Source organism: Kitasatospora sp. NPDC101108, from assembly GCF_055584725.1.
This window is the reverse complement of record NZ_JBVJLM010000028.1, coordinates 15,418-37,495: the sequence shown is the minus strand read 5'-3', so window position 1 is coordinate 37,495 and position 22,078 is coordinate 15,418. Positions and strand designations below refer to the sequence as shown.

The window sequence follows — 22,078 nt, the reverse complement described above, 5'->3', positions numbered from 1 at the left end:
CCGAGGGACGGCGAGCATGACTGAACCGCGACCGGCGCGGTCCCGGCAAAGGCCGGTCAGGACCACCGGCACCCTGCCGCCGGAGGGCGCCGCCCCGGCCCTCGGGCGCGACCACGCCCTGCCGGTCCGGCAGTGGCCGATCACGCTGGTGCTGTCGGTGGTCGGCGCCGGCCTCGCGGTCACCTGGTTCGCCGACTTCAAGGACGGCTTCAAGTACGGGCTGCTGATCCTCGGCACCGGGGTGCTGCTCGGCGCGGTGCTGCGGCTGGTGCTGCCCGAGGTCGGGATGCTGGCGGTGCGCAGCCGCTTCACCGACGTGATCGTGCTGGCCTTCCTGGGTGCCTCGATCGTGCTGCTGACCCTGGTCGCGCAGCCGAACCCGTGGCTGGAGATCCCGCTGCTGGACAACATCGGCCAGCTGATCGGCCGGCCCAAGCACTGAGGGCCGGTTTCCGTGCCCACGCGGCCCCGCCCGGAAACCCGGGCGGGGCCGCGTGCGTCTGTGACGCATCAGCCACGCCCGCACACCCGGCGTAGGCTTCCCTTTGCGATAACCTGACGCCGGTCTCTCGATGTCGAGAGATCATCCTGGCTCCAGTGCCGGTGTGCCTGGGGCACCTGGCGATTTGCTGGAGAAGGTAGAAATGACCCGCACCCCCGTCAACGTCACCATCACCGGAGCTGCCGGCCAGATCGGCTACGCGCTGCTCTTCCGCATCGCCTCGGGCCACCTGCTCGGTGCCGACGTGCCGGTGAACCTGCGCCTCCTGGAGATCCCGCAGGGCCTCAAGGCCGCCGAGGGCACCGCCATGGAGCTCGTCGACTGCGCCTTCCCGCTGCTGCGGGACATCAAGATCACCGACAACCCGAACGAGGCCTTCGACGGCGCCAACGTCGCGCTGCTGGTCGGCGCCCGTCCGCGCACCGCCGGCATGGAGCGCGGCGACCTGCTGCAGGCCAACGGCGGCATCTTCGGCCCGCAGGGCAAGGCCATCAACGACCACGCCGCGGACGACATCAAGGTCCTGGTCGTCGGCAACCCGGCCAACACCAACGCCCTGATCGCCCAGCGCAACGCCCCGGACGTCCCGGCCGAGCGCTTCACCGCGATGACCCGCCTGGACCACAACCGCGCGGTCGGCCAGCTGTCCGCCAAGACCGGCGCCCTGGTCTCCGACATCAAGCGCGTCACCATCTGGGGCAACCACTCCGCGACCCAGTACCCGGACATCTTCCAGGCCGAGGTCGCCGGCAAGCCGGCCTTCGAGGCCATCGGCAGCGACCAGGCCTGGCTGGAGAACGACTTCATCCCGACCGTCGCCAAGCGCGGCGCCGCCATCATCGACGCCCGCGGCGCCTCCTCGGCCGCCTCGGCCGCCAACGCCGCCATCGACCACGTGCACACCTGGGTCAACGGCACCGCCGAGGGCGACTGGACCTCCATGGGTGTCGTCTCCGACGGCTCCTACGGCGTCCCGGCGGGCCTGATCTCTTCCTTCCCGGTCACCACCAAGGACGGCAAGTTCGAGATCGTCCAGGGCCTGGAGATCTCCGACTTCTCCCGCGCCCGCATCGACGCCTCGGTCAAGGAGCTGACCGAGGAGCGCGACGCGGTCCAGGAGCTGGGCCTCATCTGAGCCCCGCCCCCGCGGCCTTCCCGACGGCCCGTCCCTCCCTCCCGGGAGGCGGCGGGCCGTCGCCGTTCCCGGCCCGTGTCCGGCCACGCCGCTTCCGGCTCCCGTCCACGCCCGCCGCCTACACTGGCCCGCTGTGAACGAAACCCTCGGGGACGCCGCGCTCGTCCTCGTCTTCATCCTGCTGGGCGGGCTGTTCAACGTCGCCGAGATCTCGCTGATCTCGCTGCGCGAGGGCCAGATCCGGGCCCTGGAGGCGCGCGGCACCCGGCGCTCGGCCCGGGCCGCGCACCTGGCCGCCGACCCCAACCGCTTCCTGGCCGCCGTCCAGGTCGGCGTGACCTGCATGGGCTTCCTGTCCGCGGCCTTCGGCGCCGACACCCTGGCCGGCAAGGTCGCCCCGCTGTTCGTCGACGCCGGGCTGTCCCGGGGGATGGCGGACGCGGTCGCCCTGGTCGGACTCACCCTGATGATCAGCTACGTCTCGCTGGTGCTCGGCGAGCTCACCCCCAAGCGGATCGGCCTGCAGCGCGCCGAGTCCATCGCGGTGGTCGCGGCCCCCGTGGTGGACGTAATGTCGGTGGCGCTGCGCCCGGCGATCTGGCTGCTCGGCCACTCCACCAACCTGATGGTCCGGCTGTTCGGCGGCGACCCGACGGCCGGGCGCGGCTCGATGAGCTCCGAGGAACTGCGCGGCCTGGTCGCCTCCAACACCGAACTGGGAAGCGACGAAAGGGCGTTGATCGCGGACGTGTTCGCCGCCGGGGAGCGCCAGCTGCGCGAGGTGATGGTGCCCCGCACCGAGGTGACCTTCCTGGACGCCGAACGTCCGCTGGCCGCGGTGCGGCACCAGGCCGAGACCTCGCCGCACTCGCGCTACCCGGTCGTCGAGGGCAGCGCCGACGCCGTGGTCGGCTTCGTCCACGTCCGGGACCTGTACGGCGCCCGCGGCGAGCAGGCCGTCAAGGTCCGCGACCTGGCCCGCCCGGTCAAGCTGCTGCCCGGCACCAAACGGGTGCTGGAGGCGATGGGGGAGATGCGCCGGGAGGGCCACCACCTGGCCATCGTGGTGGACGAGTACGGCGGCACCGCCGGCATCGTCACCCTGGAGGACCTGGTCGAGGAGGTGATCGGCGAGATCCGCGACGAGTACGACCGGCCGGAGGCCGCCCCCACCCGCCGGCTGGCCGGCGGCGGCATGGAGCTGGATGGACTGCTCAACCTCGGCGACTTCGCGGAGGAGACCGGCGTCGCCCTGCCCGAGGGCCCGTACGAGACGGTGGCCGGCTGCCTGGTCGCCTCGCTCGGCCGGCTGCCCCGGGACGGTGACCACGCCCGGGTCCCGGTCGAGGGCGGCGGGGCGGTGCTGCTGACGGTGGCCAAGGTGGAGGGCCGGCGGATCGCCCGGGTGAGGGTGAGTGCGGTCACACCGGAGGAGCCCGCTGGGGCGGAGGTTTCCTGAGCGACCGGGGGAACTGGAACAATGGCGCGCATGGTCAACGCAGCGGTCACTGGTCCGGTCAAGGACCGTCCCCGGGTGCTCTCCGGGATCCAGCCCACCTCAGGCTCGTTCCACCTCGGCAACTACCTGGGCGCGGTGCGCCAGTGGGTCGACCTGCAGAAGGAGAACGACGCCTTCTACATGGTCGTCGACCTGCACGCGATCACCGTGCCGCAGGACCCGGCGACCCTGCGCCAGAACACCCGGATCTCCGCCGCCCAGCTGCTCGGCGCGGGCCTGGACCCGGAGCACTGCACCCTGTTCGTCCAGTCCCACGTGCCCGAGCACGCGCAGCTCGCCTGGGTGATGAACTGCCTCACCGGCTTCGGCGAGGCCTCCCGGATGACCCAGTTCAAGGACAAGTCCTCCCGGTACGGCGCCGACAGCACCACCGTCGGCCTGTTCACCTACCCGATCCTGCAGATCGCGGACATCCTGCTCTACCAGGCGGACGCCGTCCCGGTCGGCGAGGACCAGCGCCAGCACGTGGAGATCACCCGCGACATCGCGGAGCGCTTCAACTCCCGCTACGCCCCGGTCTTCACGATCCCCAAGCCGTACATCCTCAAGGAGACGGCGAAGATCATGGACCTCCAGGACCCGGGCATCAAGATGAGCAAGTCGGCGTCCTCGCCCAAGGGCCTGGTCAGCCTGCTGGACGAGGCGAAGGTCAGCGCCAAGAAGTTCAAGAGCGCCGTCACCGACACCGGCACCGTCGTCTCCTACGACGAGGAGCAGAAGCCCGGCGTCTCCAACCTGCTGCGGATCCACTCGGCGCTCAGCGGCCAGTCGGTCGAGCAGCTGGTCGCGCACTTCGAGGGCAAGATGTACGGCGCCCTGAAGACCGAGCTGGCCGAGCTGTTCGCCGAGTGGGTGACGCCCTTCCAGGAGCGCACCGGCACCTTCCTGGACGACCCGGCCGAGCTGGACCGGGTACTGGCGATCGGCGCCGAGAAGGCCCGCGCGGTGGCCTCCGAGACGCTGGCCACGGTGTACGACCGGATCGGCTTCCTCCCGGCCGCCAAGCGGTGACTCCCCTCACACGCCTGCCCGGTGGTGACGGTGGCTCGCCCGTCACCATCGGCGTGTCCGTGAGCGTTCCGGACCCGTACGGCACGTGGATCCAGGACGCGCGGGCCGGCCACGGCGATCCGCAGGCGCGCTCGATACCGACGCACGTCACCCTGCTGCCGCCGACCGAGCTGCCCGCCGAGGAGCTCCCGAAGGTCGAGGAGCACCTGGCGGCGGTGGCGGCCGCGCACCGGCCGTTCCGGATGCTGCTGCGCGGCGGCGGCACCTTCCGCCCGGTGTCGCCGGTGGTGTTCGTCCGGGTCGAGGAGGGCGCGCAGGAGTGCCGGCTGCTGGAGGCGGACGTCCGCTCCGGCCCGCTGGCCCGTGAACTGGCCTTCCCGTACCACCCGCACGTGACGGTCGCCCACGGCCTGCCGGACGACGTGCTGGACCAGGCGTACGAGCAGGCGCGCGGGTTCCGGGCGTCCTTCCTGGTGCCCGGCTTCTCGCTCTCCCGGTTCGACGCGGACGAGGTCTGGCGGCCCTGGCGGAACTACCGCTTCTCGTGAACCGGTACGGCGCGTGGACTACCGCGCCGTACGGCCGAGTTCGAGCATCCGGTCGACCACCCGGCGGGACGCTCCGCCGTCGTCCAGGGCGCAGTGCTCGGCCCGGAAGCGCCGGTAGCGCTCGGCGTACCCGGGCGCCGACTCCGTTCCGCTGTCGGCGAGTTCGCGCAGCGCGCCGAGCAGTTCCGCGGAGTCCGGCACCAGCGGGCCGGGGGCGTTGCGCTCGAAGTCGAAGTAGAAGCCGCGCAGGGTGTCGCGGTAGTGCTCCAGGTCGTAGGTGAAGAAGTAGACCGGGCGGCCGGTGATCGCGAAGTCGAACATGATCGACGAGTAGTCGGTCACCAGGACGTCCGCGATCAGCAGCAGTTCCTGCGGGTCGGGGAAGTCCCCGCAGTCGTACAGGAAGCCGTCGCCGGCGCCCGGCAGCGGTTCGCGCACGTGGGAGTGCGGGCGGACCAGCAGCACGTGGTCCTCGCCGAGCAGCCGGCGGGCGTGGTCGACGTCCAGCCGCAGGTCGAGCCGGAAGCCCTCGCCGTCGCCGCGCTGCTGGTCCTCGCGCCAGGTCGGCGCGTACAGCACGACCCGCTTGCCCTCGGGGATGCCGAGCCGCCTGCGGACGGTCGCGGCGACCCGCGGGTCCGGTTCGGCCAGGACGTCGCCGCGCGGGTAGCCGGACTCCAGGACCTCGCCGTCGTAGCGGAAGGCGCGCTGCAGGATCGGGGTGGCGAACGGGCTGGGGGAGAGCAGCAGGCTCCACTGCGGGGTCTCCCGGTCGAGGGATTCCAGGTAGCCGTGGTCGGACAGCCAGGAGTTCTCGACGTCGTGGGCGATCCGCTTCAGCAGTGAGCCGTGCCAGGTCTGCACCACGACCTGGCCCTCGCGGCGCTCCAGGAAGTCCGGGAAGTGGGTGTTGCCGACCAGGTAGCGGCAGGTGGCCAGGGCGCGGTACCACTCCGGGCTCCAGATCCGCACCGGCACGACCCCGGGCGGCAGCTCGGCCTGGCCGTCGTCGACCACCCACAGGTGTTCCAACGGCTCACCGCGACGGGCGAGTTCGGCGTGCACCGCGCGCGGGGAGTCGGCGTAGCCGCGGCCGCCGAACACGTCGTACAGCACCGCCTCGCGCAGCGGTTCGCGGCGGGCGGCCGGGTAGTGCTCGGTGCGCAGCCGGGCCTGCGTCCAGGCGCTGCGCTCGGTGGCGTCGAGCACCGGGGTGGAGTCCACCAGCAGGGTGTCGTGCCAGCGGCGCTGCAGCAGGACGTGCTTGCCGCCGGTGGTCGCGGTGGCGGGCAGGGTGGGCAGGACGGCGGCGGAGGCGATCAGCGGCCGGGCCGGGCCGGAGCGGTCGGCCGGCTCCAGGGCGGCCTCCCAGATGCCCTTGCGCAGCGGCAGCACGGCGCCGTCCGAGCCGGTGCGGGTGGCGGGCACCCGCACCCGGAAGCGGCCGTCCGGTTCGGGTTCGACCGGGGCGCGGACCTCGCCCGCGGTGCCGCTGTGCCGCAGGACCAGCTCCAGCTGGTCGGCGGCCGGGTCCGGGCAGTGGCCGGACAGTTCGAAGCCGGCGAAGTGCACCTCGATCCGGTCGACCACCCCGGCGGCCGGCTGGACGCAGACCTGGAGCCGGCCGTCGGAGAGGTGCTTGAGGTAGAGCACCCGGTCCGGGGCGTCCGGCAGCGGGTGCTGGCCGGCCACCGGGCCGCGGCGCTCGTCCAGGCAGAGCGGCTCGGTGCCGCCGTCGGGGCGCAGCAGTTCGGCGTCCCAGTGCTCCAGCGTGCCGCGGCCGCGCCCGTCGGCGGTGAACGGCCGGTACGGCAGGTGGACGGTGAAGGTGTTGCCGGTGCGGGTGAGCGGCTGCTCGATCACCGCGTCGCTCTGCCGGTGGCACAGCCGCAGCACGGTGCCGGTCGGGCAGTGGTCGGCGGCGCCGGCCAGCCGGAGGCCGTCGGCGGCGGGTTCGGCGCGGTCGAGCCGGACGCCGGGGCGCTCCAGCCGCAGCCGCAGCCGGTCGTCCTCGAAGTACGGCTGGAGGCGCACGTCACGGTCCACCCAGCGGGCCGGCGGGTACTCGCCGGAGCCGCACCAGTGGGGGGCGAGGGCACCGTACTGGCGGCGCAGCCGGGTGGGGCGGGGGCGGGTGAAGAGGGTGGTCTCGATCTGCCAGTCGCCGAGCAGCCAGCGGCCGTCGCGGCGCAGCCGGGAGGGTTCCACCACGACGGTGAAGCCGGACCAGTCGTGGTTGTGGTCGGGCTGGGCGCTGTCGTCGGTGACCTCGGGCAGCTTGCGGGGTCTGGAGCGCAGATGGAGGGGCGGCTCGGTGCCGTCCTCGTGGCGCAGGGTCAGCCAGGTCCAGGCCGAGCCGGGGCGGCCGGTGTCCAGGTCCAGCGGGCGGGCGAAACCGGTGAGCTCCAGTCCGCGGCCGTGCCAGCGGGCCCGCAGCAGTCCGAACACCACGTCCTCGTCGACGGCGGGCCGGCCCGCGCTCACCCGGGGGGCGGAGTGCGGCAGAACGAACCGGGTGAGCGCAGGCATGGTGCGGGGGCCCTTCGGGGGAGGGGATCCCGGTCATGGCGGTGGCCGGGAGGAGCCGCCGTGCCGAGGCTGACCGGACGGGGCCGATTTGATATCCCATACCGGGAAGGCACTCCGGGTCAACTGTACAGTTCGGAGAATTTCCTTTGAAATTCGTTGGGTAAACGTGAGTTCGAGTGCAAAAGAGGCGTAAAGGGCAGGCGGTTCTCAGGGAATTCCCAGGGAGCGCGGAGACGCCCGGCGCGGATCGCGCCGGGCGTCTCGGCTGGCACCGCCGTGACTACTCCTTGCGGAGCATCGCGTCGACCACCCGGGCGGAGGCCTTGCCGTCGTCCAGGTCGCAGTACGCCTCACGGAACGCGGCCGCCTTGTCCGCGTGCTCGGCCGCGACCTCGTCCACCCGGGCGAGCGCGTCGACCAGCGCCTCGGAGGTGGGCAGCAGCGGGCCGGGCGCCTCGGCCTCGAAGTTCAGGCTGAAGCCGCGCAGGTTGTCGCGGTAGTGCTCCAGGTCGTGGGTGAAGAAGAGCATCGGCTTGCCGGTGGCGGCGAAGTCGAAGACGCTCGACGAGTAGTCGGTGACCAGCACGTCGGCGATCAGCAGCAGCTCCGCCATGTCGGGGTAGCTGCCGACGTCCCAGATGTAGCCGTTGCCGGCGCCCGGGATCTGGCCGCACATCATGTTGTGCCGGCGCACCAGCAGCACCTGGTCGTCGCCGAGCGCGGCCTTGGCCGCCTCCAGGTCGATCCGCAGGTCGATCTGGTAGCCGCCGTTCGGCCGGCGACGGTCCTCGCGCCAGGTCGGCGCGTACAGCACGACCTTCTTGCCCTCGGGCAGGCCGAGCCGTTCACGGACCTGTTCGGCCGTCTTCTCCCGGTCGGCCGCGAACAGGACGTCGTTCCGGGGCGAACCGCTCTCCAGGATCTCGCCCTGGTAATCGAAGGCGCGCCGCAGGACGGGGGCGGACCAGCTGTTGCCGGCCACCAGCAGGCTCCAGTTCGGGACCTCGCGGGCCAGGCCCTTGAGGTAGTTCGAATTGGTGAACCAGACCTTCTCGAAGTCGAAGCCGATCTGCTTCAGCGGGCTGCCCTGCCAGGTCTGGACGACCACCTGGCCGGGCCGGCGGACGAAGAAGTCGGGCAGGTGGGTGCTGGTGACGATGTACTTGGCGGTCGCCAGCGCCTCGAACCACTCCGGGCTCCAGAGCCGGATGGTCTGCGCGGTGCGCGGCAGGTCGGCCTGCATGTCGTCGCTGCCCCACAGGTGCTCCAGCGGCAGGCCGCGGCGGACCAGCTCCTCGTGGATCGCCCTGGGCGAGCCGGCGTACACGCTGCCGTACCCGGCGTTGTACAGCACCGTGTCGCGCACCGGCAGCCGGCGGGCGGCCGGGTAGTCGACGGTGCGCAGCTGGCGCTGGCGGAAGCCGGACCGCTCCTCCGGCAGCAGCGCCGAGTGCGACTCCAGCGACAGGCAGTCGTGGTAGCGGCGCTCCAGCACGATCCGCTTGCCGCGGGACTGCACCTCCACCGGCAGCGCGCCGAAGCAGGACGGGGAGATCTGCACGTGGCTCTCCGGCAGGGCGGCGGCCTCCTCGCCGACCGGACGGAAGAAGACCCGCCAGGTGCCCTGGGCGAGCGGGACCTGACCGGCGAAGGTGGCGGTCGGCACGGCGGGCAGCGCGGTGCGGAAGCGGCCGTCCGCGATCTCCACCGGGTAGACGTGCTCCTCCTCGCGCCAGTGGTGCCGGACCACCAGCTCCCAGCGGTGCGCGCCGGGCAGCGGGAACGAGCCGCTCAGCAGGAAGCCGTCGGCGCCGCGCGCCGTCACCTCGTCCACCACCGGCTGCAGCAGCTGGTCGGAGAACTGGAGGTGCCCCGTCGGGGAGGGCTTGGTGTAGATCGCCCGGCGCTGGTCGGCGGGCGCCTGCGGGTTCAGCGGCACGTGCAGCTGCTCGGGGGCGTTGCGGTCGTCCCAGACCAGCGGCAGGGCGGTGCCGTCGGCCAGCAGCAGCGCGCTGTTCCAGCGGTCGCGGACGCGCTCGCCGGCCACCGGGTCCAGCTCGGCCCAGGCCTCGCGGACGGCCGTCAGCTCGGCCACCTCGACGGAGGCGGTGAACGGCTGCAGCGCACCGACCGGCGTGCCCAGCTCCAGCGGGAAGGTCAGCTCGCGGTCCGACTCGACGTGGGTCAGCCGCAGCCGGGCCCCGGCGAAGCTCGCACCGGAGCGCGCCGTGCCGGAGACCTCCACCCGGTCGCCGTGCGCGGCCAGGCCGGTCACCCGGGCCTTGACGGTCTGCACCTGGAGGTAGACGAAGTTGTCCCGGACCCAGGGCACGATCCGCACGTCCGGCTCGACCCAGTGCAGCGGGATCGATTCGGCGGTGTCGCTCCAGCCCGCCGAGATCCGGCCCTTGTAGATCCCGCCCTTGCCGGCGCCGGCCACCAGGACGCGCCAGTGGCCGTCCTTCCACTGGCCGCGGTGCTTGAGCTTCTTCGGGTCGAGGGAGACGGTGAAGCCGGACCAGTCGCAGCTGTACAGGTCGTGGTTGCAGCTGGCGGTCGCCTCGGGGCTGTACTGGGTCTTCATCGGCACGGCGACCACCCGGCGGCCCTTGGCCTCGCGCAGCACCAGGGTGCGGACCATGTCGTGCTTGTTCGCCGCGCCCAGCTGCTCCGGGTACGCGTGCCCGGTCAGGCGCAGCTTCCCGCCCACCCAGGCGCTGTCGTACAGCCGGCTGCGCATGACCAGCGAGTTGTCCAGCTTGAGCACGTTGGACGGCACGCTCTTGCGCCCGCCGCGCAGGAACGGGTAGTCCGCGTACGGCCGCAGCAGACCGCGGGCCTGCACACCGCCGCCGCTCTCGCCCTCGTACTTGATCTGCTCGACCAGCTCGTCCACCCGGTTCTGCAGGGTCAGGTGGTACTTCAGCCGCAGCGGCGCGCGCAGCTTGCGGACCTGCTCCTGGCCGATCGACCGGAGCAGCCGGCTGACGTGCTGGACGTAGGCGTCCCGGTAGTCCTTGTCGCCGTCCACGACGGACCAGAAGAACATCGGGATCTCCTCGACGAGGGTGTTCTCGTCGTAGGAGCGCAGGTACTCGGCGAAGCGCGGCTCGGTCTGCTTCTTCAGCCAGGCGCGGACCAGCTCGACCGAGGCGACCCGGTCGATCAGGCCCTTGGGGTTGGTGCGCATCTGGGTGATCGACATCTCGCCGACCTCGCGCTCGCGCCAGTGGTAGATCGGCTCGGAGAGCACGTCCACGCTCTTGGCGAGGTAGTGGTGCGGCACGCTGACCGGCGCGTCCTCGTACAGGATGCCCTCGGGGTAGAGCAGCCCGGCGGCGTCGAAGAAGGAGCGGCGGTACACCTTGTTCCACGCGGTGCGGTCGGTGACCAGCGCCGGGATCTCGGTGATGTGGGTCTTGAGCCGGGTCTCCTTGAACGGCTTCGAGTGGCCGCCGGACTGGTAGTAGCCCACCGCCCGGAACCGCAGCACGTTGCCGGTGCAGAAGTCCGAGCCGGTCTCCTCCAGCGTGTTGATCATCAGCTCGTAGGCACTCGGCGGCATCGAGTCGTCGCTGTCCACGAAGCACAGGAACTCGGAGTCCGGGTCGATGTGCCGGATGCCGGTGTTGCGGGCCGCGCCGAGGCCCTTGTTCACCTGCCGGACCAGCCGGAACCGCGAGTCCTTCGCCGCGTACGCCTCGGCGAGCGCCGCGCTGTCGTCCTTCGAACCGTCGTCGACCATGACGCACTCGAAGTCCGTGAAGGTCTGGGCGGCGATCGAGTCGAGACATTCGACGAGGTAGCGCTCGACGTTGTAGATCGGAACGACGATGGAGAGGCGGGGAGCCATCGGCTACGCAGGCCTTTCTCGGGAGGAGCGTGGCAGCCCGCGAGGGGTCTGGCCGCACTTGGATCGGTGCGTACGTGCGCCCCGATCCTACCTTCCGGGGTCCGGCCCTCCCCGGGCCCACTACGCTGGCCCCCGTGCCCCGCTTCAGCGTCATCGTCCCCGTGTACCAGGTCCAGGACTACCTCACCGAGTGCCTCGAATCGGTCCTCGGCCAGGCCGGGCCCGACTTCGAGCTGATCGCGGTGGACGACCGCTCGCCCGACGGCTGCGGCGCCCTGCTGGACGCGGCGGCCGCCGCCGACCCGCGGGTCCGGGTGCTGCACCTGGCGGAGAACGTCGGCCTCGGCCGGGCCCGCAACGCCGGCCTGGAGGTCGCCACCGGCGACTACGTCGTCTTCCTCGACAGCGACGACACCCTCACCCCCGACCTGCTGAAGGCCGTCGACGAGCGGCTCGCCGCCACCGGCGACCCGGACATCCTGGTCTACGACTACGCCCGCACCTACGCCGACGGCCGGATCACCCGGGCCGCCGCCGGCCACGTCTTCGGCGCCCCCTCCCCGGACGTCTTCGACCTCGCCGCCCGCCCCGACCTGCTCGACCTGCTCCAGGTCGTCTGGAACAAGGCCTACCGCCGCGGGTTCGTCACCGAGCAGCGGCTGGAGTTCCCGGCCGGGTACTACGAGGACACCCCCTGGACGTACCCGGCGCTGCTCGCCGCCGCCAGCATCACCCTGCTCGACCGGGTCGGCGTGCACTACCGCCAGCGCCAGGAGGGCGGCAACATCCTCGCCACCGCCAGCCGCAAGCACTTCGACGTGTTCGCCCAGTACGACCTGGTGTTCGCCTTCCTCGACCGCCGCCCCGACCTCGACGCCTGGCGCCCGGTCGTCTACGGGAAGATGCTGCACCACCTCAACACCGTGGTCGCCAAGCCCGGCCGGGTCCCGCCCGGCGACCGCCGTGAGTACTTCCGCCGCGCCGCCGCGCACTGCGCCCGGCTGCGCCCGGCCGGCTACCGCCCGCCGGCCGGCGTCGACGGCGTGCGCACCGAGCTGCTCGGGCAGGGCCGCTACACCGCGTACCAGGCCGTCCGCGCCCTCGCGAAGGCCCGCCGGCTCGTCAACCGGTAGGACAACGCCCCGACCCCGCCCCGACCCCGCCCCGGGTGTCCGGACCGTGCCTGACGGCCGTTCGGGGGACGGGCCGGTATAACCGGTCGGGTGGACTTCCTGACCCGCCTTCCGGTCCTGGGCCCGCTCGCGGCCCGGATACTGCGCAGCCGCCCGTACCGGGTGTACGAGTACTTCGCCGCCGCCCGCGGCAACCGGCTGGCCGGAGCCGTCACCTTCTTCGGCTTCCTCGCCCTGTTCCCGCTGCTGACGGTGGGCCTGGCGATCGCCGTCGCGACGCTGGACGGCAGCCAGGTGGACGACCTGCAGCACCGCATCTCCGACCAGCTGCCCGGCCTGTCGGACGCGCTCGACCTGCCCTCCCTGGTGGCCAACGCGGGCACCCTCGGGCTGGTCGGCGGAGCCCTGCTGCTGGTCTCCGGGCTCGGCTGGGTGGACACCATGCGCACCTCGATCCGGGACCTCTGGCAGCTGCCCGAGGAGAAGGGCAACCTGGTGCTGCGCAAGGCCTGGGACGTCGTGGTGCTGGCCGGTCTCGGCCTGGTGTCGCTGCTCTCCATGGCCGCCTCCGCCGCCGGCACCACGCTCGCCGGGCGGATCGCCGACGCGGTCGGCCTCGGCAGCGGCTACCTGCTGACCGGGGTCGGCGTGCTGATCGCCATGGCGTGCGACACGCTGCTCTTCGCCTACCTGCTGGCGCCCTTCCCCGGCATCACCGGCCAGCGCCGCCGGGACCTCGTGCGCGGCGCCCTGATCGGGGCGGTCGGCTTCGAGCTCCTGAAGCTGCTGCTCGCCTCCTACCTCGGCTCGGTCGCCGGGCGCAGCCTGTACGGCGCCTTCGCCACCCCGGTGGCGCTGCTGCTGTGGATCAACTTCGTCAGCCGGCTGCTGATGTACTGCGTGGCCTGGACGGCGACCGCCGACCCGGAGGCCGCCCGCGAGCGGACCAGGGCGCACGGCCGGGCGCTGCTGGCCGCGGCCGAGGAGAGCTGACCCGCCCGCCTCCGGGCCGGGGCGATCAGCACTCGAAGCGGCCCCAGCTGCGGCGGCGGTACGACCTGCGGCGCCGGACGAGGACCACGGCGCCCGCCACGACCACGGCCACGGCCGCCACGGCCGACCAGCCGACCGGGCCGAGCCCGCCGTCCCCGTCCGACGCGGCGGCGGGGCGGGGCGTGGTGGCGTCGGCGTGCGGCGGCGGTGCGGGGGCGCCGGTGGTGCCGCTCGCCTGGCCGGCCGGCTCCTTGCCGTCGGCCGACTTCTCGTCGACCAGCCGGCCGACCGGCTGGACCTTGCCCGCCGCGGCGAAGCCCCAGTCCAGCAGCTCGGCCGTCTCGTCGTAGACCCGCTGGTAGCTGGCCGGGTGCATCACCGTCACCAGCAGGGTGCGGCCGTTCCGCTCGGCGGCGCCGACGAAGGTCGAGCCCGCGTTGGTGGTGGTGCCGTTCTTCACCCCGATCAGGCCGGGGTACTTGCCCAGCAGCCGGTCGGTGTTGGCGATCCCGAAGCTGCCGCGCTGACCGGTGTTCCTGTCCACGGCGCCCGGGAACATCGCGTCGCGGGTCGCGCAGTACATCCGGAAGTCCGGGTTGCGCAGGCCGGCCCGGGCGAACAGCGACAGGTCGTAGGCCGAGGACACCTGGCCCTCCATGTCGTAGCCGTCCGGGGAGATCACCTTGGTGTCCCGGGCCTGGAGGGCCTCGGCCCGGGCCTGCATCTCGTGGACGGTCGGCTGGATGCCGCCGTTCATGAACGACAGGACGTGCACGGCGTCGTTGCCCGAGCTCAGGAACACCCCGCGCCACAGGTCCTCGACCCGGTAGTCCAGGTTCTCCTTGATGCCGACCAGGCTGCTGCCGGGGCCGATGTTCTGGATCTCCTCGTCGGCGACCCGGTGCACCGCGTTGCGGTCGAACTTGGGCAGCACGGTGTCCGCGAAGAGGATCTTCAGGGTGCTCGCCGGGGGCAGCCGCAGGTGCGGGTTGTAGGCCGCCAGGACTTCGCCCGAGGCGGCGTCGGAGACTATCCAGGACTGGCCGGTGAGGTCCGTGGGCAAGGCCGGGGCGCCGGCCAGCGGGTTGACCTGGACACCGGGGAGCCCGAGCCGCTCACCGCCGACCGCGGTCGGCGGAGGCGGCACCTGCGGGGCCGCGACCGCCGCCGGGGCGGCGAGCAGAACCGGGAGGGCCGCGGCGACCGCGGCGCACAGCTGCGCGAGGGAATGACGGTGTGTGGGCACGAGCTGACCGTACCCAGGGAGACGCGGTGGCGTCCGCCACACCGGACGGGTCCTCCGCACGAGGGGCCCGACCTAGGCCGATCGGCGGCCCGCGCATACTGGGGAGGCACACCGCCTCCACACCCGCCGAGGACCGCCCCATGAAGCTCAGCCGCCGCACCTCCTGGTTCCTGACCGCCTTCGGCGTCTGGTCGATCATGATCTGGACGACCTTCGTCAAGAACCTGTGGAAGGACTCCGGCGGCCAGGCCTTCGTGAACGGAGACCACTCCCACCCCACCGCCTTCTTCTGGATCCACCTGCTGCTGGCGATCACGTCCTTCGTCCTCGGAGTCGCCGTCGGCACCATCGGCGTCCGCGGTCTGCGCGCCACCCGCCGCGCCCCGGCCACGGACTGACGCCCGGCCGATCCCCGTTACCGCGAAGGCCCCGCCCGATCCTTGGATCGGGCGGGGCCTCCGGTGTCAGGCGGGGATCAGAAGCGGCGGGTGACCAGCGCCCGCTTCACTTCCTGGATCGCCTTGGTGACCTCGATGCCGCGCGGGCAGGCCTCCGAGCAGTTGAAGGTGGTGCGGCAGCGCCACACGCCCTCACGGTCGTTGAGGATCTCCAGGCGCTGCTCGGCACCCTCGTCGCGCGAGTCGAAGATGAAGCGGTGCGCGTTGACGATGGCGGCCGGGCCGAAGTACTGGCCGTCGTTCCAGAACACCGGGCAGGACGACGTGCACGCGGCGCACAGGATGCACTTGGTGGTGTCGTCGAAGCGCTCGCGGTCCTCGGCGGACTGCAGGCGCTCGCGCGTCGGCTCGTTCCCCTTGGTGATGAGGAACGGCATGACGTCCTTGTACGCCTGGAAGAACGGGTCCATGTCCACGACCAGGTCCTTGAGGACCGTCAGGCCCTTGATGGCCTCGATCGTGATCGGCTTCTCCGGGTTGACGTCCTTGATCAGGGTCTTGCACGCCAGCCGGTTGCGGCCGTTGATCCGCATGGCGTCGGAGCCGCAGATGCCGTGCGCGCAGGAACGGCGGTAGGTGAGGGTGCCGTCCTGCTCCCACTTGATCTTGTTGAGCGCGTCCAGGACGCGCTCCTTCGGGTCCAGCGTCAGCTGGTAGTCGACCCACACCGGGTCCGGGTGCTCCTCCGGGTTGAACCGGCGGATCCGGAAGGTGACGGTGATCAGCTCGATACCACCGGCCTCGGCCGCGTCCAGAGCGGCCGAGTGCTCCACAGTCGGAGTGCTCATCAGTACTTACGCTCCATCGGCTGGTAGCGGGTCGTGACGACCGGCTTGTAGTCGAGGCGGATGGAGGTGCTGCCGTCGGCGGCGACCTCCTGGTACGCCATGGTGTGCTGCATGAACTTCACGTCGTCACGGGTCGGGAAGTCCTCGCGGTAGTGACCACCGCGGGACTCCTCGCGGGCCAGCGCGGAGACGGCCAGCACCTCGGCCAGGTCGAGCAGGTTGCCCAGCTCGATGGCCTCCAGGAGGTCCGTGTTGTAGCGGAAGCCCTTGTCCTGGATGGAGACGTTCTTGTAGCGCTCCTTCAGCGCGGCGATGTCCTCGACCGCCTGCTTCAGGGTGGCGCCGGTGCGGTACACCATCGCGTTGGCGTCCATGGTCTCCTGCAGCTCCTTGCGGATCTGCCCCACGGACTCGGTGCCGGTCGACTCGCGCAGCTTCTCGACCATGCCCTGGACCAGCTCTTCCGGGTTCTCCGGCAGCGGGACGAACTCGTTCGCGTTGGCGTAGTCGGCGGCGGCGATGCCCGCGCGACGGCCGAACACGTTGATGTCCAGCAGGGAGTTGGTGCCCAGGCGGTTGGCGCCGTGCACGGACACGCACGCGACCTCGCCGGCCGCGTACAGGCCGGGGACGACGTCGGTGTTGTTGCGCAGGACCTCACCCTCGACGTTGGTCGGGATGCCGCCCATGGCGTAGTGCGCGGTGGGCTGGATCGGGATCGGGTCCGTGTAGGGCTCGATGCCGAGGTAGGTGCGCGCGAACTCGGTGATGTCCGGCAGCTTGGCGTCCAGCTGCTCCGGCGGCAGGTGGGTCAGGTCCAGGTAGACGTGGTCGCCCTCCGGACCGCAGCCGCGGCCCTCACGGATCTCGGTGTAGATCGCGCGGGAGCAGACGTCACGGGACGCGAGGTCCTTCATGACCGGGGCGTAGCGCTCCATGAAGCGCTCGCCGTCCTTGTTGCGCAGGATGCCGCCCTCGCCGCGGGCGCCCTCGGTGAGCAGGATGCCCATCCGCCAGATGCCCGTCGGGTGGAACTGGAAGAACTCCATGTCCTCCAGCGGCAGACCGCGGCGGTAGGCCACGGCCTGGCCGTCACCGGTGAGGGTGTGGGCGTTCGAGGAGACCTTGAACATCTTGCCGGTGCCGCCGGAGGCGAACACGACGGCCTTGGCCTGGAAGACGTGGATCTCGCCGGTGGCCAGCTCGTACGCGACGACGCCGGCCGTCTTGCCCTCGTTGATCAGCAGGTCGAGGACGTAGAACTCGTTGAAGAACTCGACGCCGTGCTTGACGCAGTTCTGGAACAGCGTCTGGAGGATCATGTGGCCGGTGCGGTCGGCCGCGTAGCACGAGCGGCGGACCGGGGCCTCGCCGTGGTTGCGGGAGTGACCGCCGAAGCGGCGCTGGTCGATCCGGCCCTGCTCGGTGCGGGAGAAGGGCAGACCCATCTTCTCCAGGTCGAGGACGGCGTCGATGGCCTCCTTGCACATGATCTCGGCGGCGTCCTGGTCGACCAGGTAGTCACCACCCTTGACCGTGTCGAAGGTGTGCCACTCCCAGTTGTCCTCCTCGACGTTCGCCAGGGCGGCGCACATGCCGCCCTGGGCCGCGCCGGTGTGGGACCGGGTCGGGTAGAGCTTGGTCAGGACGGCGGTGCGGCTGCGCTGCGTCGACTCGATGGCCGCGCGCATGCCGGCGCCGCCGGCGCCGACGATGACGGTGTCGTACTGGTGAATCTGCATGGGGGGTTAACTCGCCTCTGGCCTCTGCCGATGGTCGATGGTGCTCGCGGCTCAGATGTTGGGGTCGAAGGTGAAGATCACCAGGGTGCCGAGCAGCACGGTGAAGACCGTGGCGGTACCCATGAGCCCCTTGAGCCAGAGCCGGGTCGAGTCCTTCTCGGCGTAGTCGTTGATGACCTGACGCATGCCGTTGGCGCCGTGGAGCATGGCGAGCCAGAGCATGAGGAGGTCCCAGCCCTGCCAGAACGGCGAGGCCCAGCGGCCGGCCACGAAGGCGAAGCCGATCTTGGAGACGCCGCCGTCGAGGATCAGCATGATCAGCAGGTGGCCGAGGATCAGCACGACCAGGACGACACCGGACAGGCGCATGAAGAGCCAGGCCAGCATCTCGAAGTTGGTGCGGGTGCGGCGCGGGGTCTTCCCGGTCCGCTTGCGCGGCGGCTCGATGACGAACGCGTCGGCGGGGTTGCCGGTGCCGAGGCCCTTGCCGGTGTGCGCCTGCTTCGAGGGGACGACGATGGCGTCGGAGTATTCCGTGGACATGGTCAGCTCACTTCCCGAACCAGGAGATCAGCGTGTGCTGCAGGATCCCGTAGAAGGAGCCGGCCATCAGGACGACCCAGACTCCGACGACGGTCCAGAGCATCTGCTTCTGGTACTTCGGGCCCTTGGACCAGAAGTCCACCGCGACGACGCGCAGGCCGTTGAGCGCGTGGAACAGGATGGCGGCCACCAGGCCGTACTCCATCAGGTTCACGAGCGGAGTCTTGTACGTCTGAATGACGGTGTCGTAGGACTCCGGCGACACTCGCACCAGTGCGGTGTCCAGGACGTGGGCGAACAGGAAGAAGAAGATGAGGACGCCGGTGACTCGATGAGCCACCCAGCTCCACATGCCTTCCCGGCCGCGGTACAGCGTTCCAGCCGGCACGGAAAAACCCTCCGGAAGCGATTGGGGGCTCGGCCGGCTTCGGTGTCGGTCAGCCCGGCCGGGTACGGTCCACCGGCCGCCAGCATCCTATCGACGCCTTGTCGGGAACCGCCTCCGGGGCCCCTATGTGTGATCAATCAGGCACTTCTGGCCTAGCGGGGCGGGAACCAAACCCGCCGTACTCACTCTGGGTGACGATTCGGTTCGCCCGTGTAGCGGATTTCGGGTCGCCGGAGCCCGGTCGCGCCGGCGCCGCCGGACGAACGGGTCGTCCGGCGGCGCCGGGGGCGGCGGAGGCGGTGGGGCTCAGCGCGTCGCGGCCTCCGAATGGGTGGCGACCAGGTGCTCCAGTCGGGTGAGGGCGATCCGCCGGAGCTCGTCCGACGCGATCAGCCGCTCCTCGTCCGGGTCGTTGGCCAGCCGGGTGCGGATCGAGGAGAGCACGGTGTCGAGCATCTCCTCCGGATCGACGCGGTCCAGGCAGACCACGAAGACGTGGCCGAACCGGGCCTCGTACGCGGCGTGGGCCGCCCGCAGCGCGGTGTGCGCGGCCTGGCTGCCCGGTGCGCGCATGCCCAGCAGCGGCTGCGGCATCCAGCTCTCGTCGGCCAGCGCCTCGGCGAGGTCGGTCGGGCGCAGGTCGTAGGAGGCCTCGCTGGCGGCGGCCAGCAGGGACTCTATGTCGGGGTAGGGGCGGTGTGCGGTGAGCCGCAGGGCCCAGCGGTGGCTGCCGCAGCAGGCCAACAGGGCCTCCTCGGCGGCGCCGGCGTCCGCTTCGTTGAAGCGGTGCAACCCGAGGAGGGTCGGCTCGGTGCTGGCGTCGGGCCGCTGTGACGGGATGTCGCTGGCCAGCGGGTCCTCCTCGTGAGGGCGGGAAGGGGCCGGTGGGGGTGGTGGAGCAGCTGGAGTATGGGGGCTGCGGAGGGGCGTTCGACGCCGTTCTGGCAGCTCCTCAACGGTAGTTGAGCGATCATCAGTTGGGGAGGGCACGCGCGGAATTCATCCGGACGAGCTATCAAGTTGTGACGTTGACACCTGCACGTCAGCGCCCTCCCCCGTCGTCCGCTCGGATCCGCGACGGCTCAGTCGCAGCGGGTGCCCTCGGCCGGCAGGGTGCCGTCGGTCAGGTAGGCGGCCATGGCCTGGTCGGTGCAGGCGCTGCCCTTGCCGAAGGCGCCGTGGCCCTCGCCGACCCGGGTGAGCAGGGTCGCCCTGGCGAAGCCCTTGGCCAGCTTCTCGGCCGAGGCGTACGGGGTGGCCGGGTCGCCGGTGGTGCCGACCACCAGGATCGGGGCGGCGCCCTCGGCGCGGATGGTGTGCGGCTTCTCCTGGGTCCTGAACGGCCAGTAGGCGCAGCCCGGCTCGGAGTAGTCGTCCACCGTGACGCCCTTGGACAGCAGCGGCGCCTCGGCGAGCAGCCGGTCGACCGCCTGCTTGGCGTGCTCGGGGGTGGGTGCGGGACGGGCGGCGTCGGCGCAGCTGATCGCGCCGTTGGCCTCGTCCATCGGGCTGTAGTGGCCGTTCTCGTCGCGGCCGTCGTAGTCGTCGGCGGCGGCCATCAGGTAGTCGCCCTTGTCGCGCATCATCGCCCAGCCGAGGCTGTTGCGCAGGTACTTCCAGGAGGTCTTCTCGTCGCCGTAGAGCAGGGAGATGACGCCGGTCCAGGCCATGTCGCGGCCGAGCTTGCGGCCGTCCCCGGCGGTCAGGGGGTGGTCGTGGAGACCGTCCAGGAAGTCGGCGGCCTTCTTGGCGGCCTTGGTCCGGTCCCTGCCGAGCGGGCATTCGTCGGCGTGGTTGTCCACGCAGTCGGCGGCGAAGCGCTCGAAGGACTTCTCGAAGCCGATCTGCTGGTCGACGCCGTGGTCCATGGTGTCCTCGGCCGGGTCGACGGCGCCGTCCAGGATCAGTCGGCCGGTGTTCTGCGGGAACTCCTCGGCGTACAGGGCGCCGAGGTAGGTGCCGTAGGAGATGCCGAGGTAGTTGAGCTTGCGGTCGCCGACGGCGGCGCGCAGCACGTCCAGGTCGCGGGCGGTGTTGCGGGTACCGACGAAGGGGAGCAGCCTGCCGGACTTCGCCTGGCAGGCGGCGGCGTGGTCGGTGGCCTGCTTGACGTGAGCGGCCTTGCGCTCGGCGCGGTCGTCCGGGGCGTCCATCTGGTTGACGGCGTCGAGCTGCTTGTCGTCGTAGCAGACCACCGGCGAGCTGTCGCCGGTGCCGCGCGGGTCGAAGCCGATGACGTCGAAGCGGGTGTGCAGGGTGCCCTCGAAGTCCTTGGCGCCGTACTTGACCATCTCGACGCCGGAGGCGCCGGGGCCGCCCGGGTTGACCATCAGCGAGCCGATCCGCCGGCCCCCGGCGGTCGCCGGGTACTTGATCAGCGCGAGGTCGATCGTGTCGGCGGCGGGGGCGGCGTAGTCGAGCGGGACGTGCAGCTTGCCGCAGCGCATGCCGGAGACGTCGGTTTTCGCCTTCTCGGCCCTGGGGTCGGCCGGGCAGTCCGCCCAGGTGATCTGCTGGCCGTAGAACGGCTTGAGCGCCGGGTCGGCCTCGCCCTTGGGCTTCGGGGTCGGAGTGCCCGAGGGGCTCGCGGCGACCGGCGCGGTGGTGCCGGAGGCCCGGTCCTGGGCCGTCGGGGCGGAGTCGTCGCAGGCGGAGGTGAGCAGGAGGGCGCCTGCCGCCACGGCGGTCAGCAGGACCCGTGGGCGGGCGGCCCGGAAGATCGTCATCGCATGTGTGTACCACTCGTGTACGACGCGTGTTCGATCGGGGGGCCGGGCCGCTCCGCCGTGACGGGGTCCGGGTCAGCCGCGGTGGACCTTGTGGTTGGCGGCCTGCGCCCGCGGGCGGACCACCAGCAGGTCGATGTTGACGTGCGAGGGCCGGGTGACCGCCCACGCCACGGTGTCCGCGATGTCCTCCGAGGTCAGCGGCTCGGCCACGCCCGCGTACACGGCGGCGGCCTTCTCCTCGTCGCCGCGGAAGCGGGTGACCGCGAAGCCCTCGGACTTCACCATGCCGGGGGCGATCTCGATCACCCGGATCGGCTCCCCGCACAGCTCCAGCCGCAGCGTCGCCGCGATGGTGTGCGCGGCGTGCTTGGCCGCGACGTACCCGCCGCCGCCCTCGTACGCGGCCAGCGCGGCGGTCGAGGAGAGCACCAGCACGGTGCCGTCGCCGGTGGCGCGCAGGGCGGGCAGCAGCGCCTGGGTCACGTGCAGCACGCCGAGCACGTTCACCTCGTACATGGCCCGCCAGTCGGCCGGGTCGCCGTGCTCGACGCTCTCCGCGCCGATCGCGCCGCCCGCGTTGTTCACCAGGACGTCCACCCGGCCGACCTCGGCCGCGAAGGCGTCCACGGCGGCCCGGTCGGTGACGTCCAGGGTGATCGCCCTGGCCGAACCGCCGCGCTCGCCGATCTCCTTGGCCAGTGCCTCGATGCGCTCGGTGCGGCGGGCGGTCAGCACCACCTCGAAGCCCTCGTCGGCCAGCCTGCGGGCGGTCGCCGCCCCGATCCCGCTGCTGGCACCGGTGACCACGGCCACCTTCTGCTCGGTCATTGCCACTCCCTGGGGCTCATCCGGTCGTTCACCCGATCATCTCAACCGCCTCTCGTGCGGTCGCCTCCGGGCGCTCCCGGCCCGGCGCGCCCTTCGGCGCGGGGCGCGTGCATCGCCCGGCCGCGTCCTAGGT

The 22,078-nt window shown here is 71.7% G+C and carries 18 protein-coding genes; 8 read left to right on the top strand and 10 right to left on the bottom strand.

The annotated features are described in order from the left end of the window. Positions 1 to 16 precede the first annotated feature (16 nt). From ACZ6Z8_RS35045 to ACZ6Z8_RS35025, 5 genes are all read left to right on the top strand, one after another. Positions 17 to 442 carry a DUF3017 domain-containing protein gene (locus tag ACZ6Z8_RS35045; protein WP_051824882.1) on the top strand — a complete coding sequence of 142 codons (426 nt, stop codon included), beginning with the start codon at positions 17 to 19 and terminating at the stop codon, positions 440 to 442. A 202-nt stretch (positions 443 to 644) separates the two neighbouring features. Next, positions 645 to 1,637: a malate dehydrogenase gene (locus ACZ6Z8_RS35040; protein WP_465614047.1), complete on the top strand. Its 993-nt coding sequence runs from the start codon at positions 645 to 647 to the stop codon at positions 1,635 to 1,637. 133 nt (positions 1,638 to 1,770) lie between these two features. Beyond that, a complete protein-coding gene (locus ACZ6Z8_RS35035; RefSeq protein ID WP_465614046.1) occupies positions 1,771 to 3,096 on the top strand; it encodes a hemolysin family protein in 1,326 nt (441 codons plus the stop codon). 30 nt (positions 3,097 to 3,126) lie between these two features. Further along, entirely contained in the window at positions 3,127 to 4,167 is a 1,041-nt protein-coding gene (trpS, locus tag ACZ6Z8_RS35030) for a tryptophan--tRNA ligase (protein WP_380420004.1), read from the top strand. 59 nt (positions 4,168 to 4,226) lie between these two features. Next, on the top strand, positions 4,227 to 4,715 hold the full coding sequence (locus tag ACZ6Z8_RS35025; RefSeq protein ID WP_465614045.1) for a 2'-5' RNA ligase family protein: 489 nt from the start codon (positions 4,227 to 4,229) through the stop codon (positions 4,713 to 4,715). An 18-nt stretch (positions 4,716 to 4,733) separates the two neighbouring features. Here the strand turns inward: ACZ6Z8_RS35025 and ACZ6Z8_RS35020 are convergent, their stop codons facing one another. Continuing rightward, positions 4,734 to 7,244, bottom strand: coding sequence for a CDP-glycerol glycerophosphotransferase family protein (locus tag ACZ6Z8_RS35020; RefSeq protein ID WP_465614044.1), 2,511 nt, complete (start codon positions 7,242 to 7,244; stop codon positions 4,734 to 4,736). Between the two features lie 280 nt (positions 7,245 to 7,524). Beyond that, on the bottom strand, positions 7,525 to 11,097 hold the full coding sequence (locus ACZ6Z8_RS35015) for a bifunctional glycosyltransferase/CDP-glycerol:glycerophosphate glycerophosphotransferase (RefSeq protein ID WP_465614043.1): 3,573 nt from the start codon (positions 11,095 to 11,097) through the stop codon (positions 7,525 to 7,527). A gap of 134 nt (positions 11,098 to 11,231) precedes the next feature. Between ACZ6Z8_RS35015 and ACZ6Z8_RS35010 the strand changes: the two genes are divergently transcribed. Continuing rightward, entirely contained in the window at positions 11,232 to 12,230 is a 999-nt protein-coding gene (locus tag ACZ6Z8_RS35010; protein ID WP_465614042.1) for a glycosyltransferase family 2 protein, read from the top strand. A gap of 90 nt (positions 12,231 to 12,320) precedes the next feature. Beyond that, positions 12,321 to 13,223: a YihY/virulence factor BrkB family protein gene (locus ACZ6Z8_RS35005; protein WP_465614041.1), complete on the top strand. Its 903-nt coding sequence runs from the start codon at positions 12,321 to 12,323 to the stop codon at positions 13,221 to 13,223. Between the two features lie 25 nt (positions 13,224 to 13,248). Here ACZ6Z8_RS35005 and ACZ6Z8_RS35000 read toward each other — a convergent pair whose 3' ends face one another. Continuing rightward, the gene (locus ACZ6Z8_RS35000; RefSeq protein ID WP_465614040.1) at positions 13,249 to 14,469 is read right to left on the bottom strand and encodes a D-alanyl-D-alanine carboxypeptidase family protein; all 1,221 of its coding nucleotides are present in this window, start codon (positions 14,467 to 14,469) and stop codon (positions 13,249 to 13,251) included. Between the two features lie 140 nt (positions 14,470 to 14,609). Here ACZ6Z8_RS35000 and ACZ6Z8_RS34995 point away from each other — a divergent pair, with 140 nt between their 5' ends. Then, positions 14,610 to 14,867, top strand: coding sequence for an SCO4848 family membrane protein (locus ACZ6Z8_RS34995; RefSeq protein ID WP_465614039.1), 258 nt, complete (start codon positions 14,610 to 14,612; stop codon positions 14,865 to 14,867). Between the two features lie 77 nt (positions 14,868 to 14,944). Here the strand turns inward: ACZ6Z8_RS34995 and ACZ6Z8_RS34990 are convergent, their stop codons facing one another. The 7 genes from ACZ6Z8_RS34990 to ACZ6Z8_RS34960 all read right to left on the bottom strand — a co-directional run bounded on the left by ACZ6Z8_RS34990 (position 14,945) and on the right by ACZ6Z8_RS34960 (position 21,945). After that, positions 14,945 to 15,715: a succinate dehydrogenase iron-sulfur subunit gene (locus ACZ6Z8_RS34990; protein WP_402812791.1), complete on the bottom strand. Its 771-nt coding sequence runs from the start codon at positions 15,713 to 15,715 to the stop codon at positions 14,945 to 14,947. Beyond that, the gene (sdhA, locus tag ACZ6Z8_RS34985; RefSeq protein ID WP_402812793.1) at positions 15,715 to 17,457 is read right to left on the bottom strand and encodes a succinate dehydrogenase flavoprotein subunit; all 1,743 of its coding nucleotides are present in this window, start codon (positions 17,455 to 17,457) and stop codon (positions 15,715 to 15,717) included. Before sdhA ends, ACZ6Z8_RS34990 begins: the two co-directional genes overlap by 1 nt. Before the next feature lie 51 nt (positions 17,458 to 17,508). Next, positions 17,509 to 18,000 carry a succinate dehydrogenase, hydrophobic membrane anchor protein gene (gene sdhD / locus ACZ6Z8_RS34980; protein ID WP_402812795.1) on the bottom strand — a complete coding sequence of 164 codons (492 nt, stop codon included), beginning with the start codon at positions 17,998 to 18,000 and terminating at the stop codon, positions 17,509 to 17,511. Positions 18,001 to 18,007: 7 nt separating this feature from the next. Beyond that, positions 18,008 to 18,388 carry a succinate dehydrogenase, cytochrome b556 subunit gene (sdhC, locus tag ACZ6Z8_RS34975; RefSeq protein ID WP_033332398.1) on the bottom strand — a complete coding sequence of 127 codons (381 nt, stop codon included), beginning with the start codon at positions 18,386 to 18,388 and terminating at the stop codon, positions 18,008 to 18,010. Positions 18,389 to 18,694: 306 nt separating this feature from the next. Beyond that, positions 18,695 to 19,180 carry a 2-oxo-4-hydroxy-4-carboxy-5-ureidoimidazoline decarboxylase gene (locus tag ACZ6Z8_RS34970; RefSeq protein WP_465614038.1) on the bottom strand — a complete coding sequence of 162 codons (486 nt, stop codon included), beginning with the start codon at positions 19,178 to 19,180 and terminating at the stop codon, positions 18,695 to 18,697. 290 nt (positions 19,181 to 19,470) lie between these two features. Then, positions 19,471 to 21,114 (bottom strand): alpha/beta hydrolase, encoded by a 1,644-nt coding sequence (locus ACZ6Z8_RS34965; RefSeq protein WP_465614037.1) that lies wholly within the window; start codon positions 21,112 to 21,114, stop codon positions 19,471 to 19,473. A gap of 75 nt (positions 21,115 to 21,189) precedes the next feature. After that, positions 21,190 to 21,945, bottom strand: coding sequence for an SDR family oxidoreductase (locus ACZ6Z8_RS34960; protein WP_402812801.1), 756 nt, complete (start codon positions 21,943 to 21,945; stop codon positions 21,190 to 21,192). Positions 21,946 to 22,078: the final 133 nt, after the last annotated feature.

Coding starts and splice junctions, on each gene's coding strand:
- ACZ6Z8_RS34965 (WP_465614037.1), bottom strand. CDS start 21,114: ATGACGATCTTCCGGGCCGCCCGCCCACGGGTCCTGCTGACCGCCGTG.
- ACZ6Z8_RS35020 (WP_465614044.1), bottom strand. CDS start 7,244: ATGCCTGCGCTCACCCGGTTCGTTCTGCCGCACTCCGCCCCCCGGGTG.
- ACZ6Z8_RS34990 (WP_402812791.1), bottom strand. CDS start 15,715: ATGAGCACTCCGACTGTGGAGCACTCGGCCGCTCTGGACGCGGCCGAG.
- ACZ6Z8_RS34995 (WP_465614039.1), top strand. CDS start 14,610: ATGAAGCTCAGCCGCCGCACCTCCTGGTTCCTGACCGCCTTCGGCGTC.
- ACZ6Z8_RS35040 (WP_465614047.1), top strand. CDS start 645: ATGACCCGCACCCCCGTCAACGTCACCATCACCGGAGCTGCCGGCCAG.
- ACZ6Z8_RS34960 (WP_402812801.1), bottom strand. CDS start 21,945: ATGACCGAGCAGAAGGTGGCCGTGGTCACCGGTGCCAGCAGCGGGATC.
- ACZ6Z8_RS35045 (WP_051824882.1), top strand. CDS start 17: ATGACTGAACCGCGACCGGCGCGGTCCCGGCAAAGGCCGGTCAGGACC.
- trpS (WP_380420004.1), top strand. CDS start 3,127: ATGGTCAACGCAGCGGTCACTGGTCCGGTCAAGGACCGTCCCCGGGTG.
- ACZ6Z8_RS35015 (WP_465614043.1), bottom strand. CDS start 11,097: ATGGCTCCCCGCCTCTCCATCGTCGTTCCGATCTACAACGTCGAGCGC.
- sdhA (WP_402812793.1), bottom strand. CDS start 17,457: ATGCAGATTCACCAGTACGACACCGTCATCGTCGGCGCCGGCGGCGCC.
- sdhD (WP_402812795.1), bottom strand. CDS start 18,000: ATGTCCACGGAATACTCCGACGCCATCGTCGTCCCCTCGAAGCAGGCG.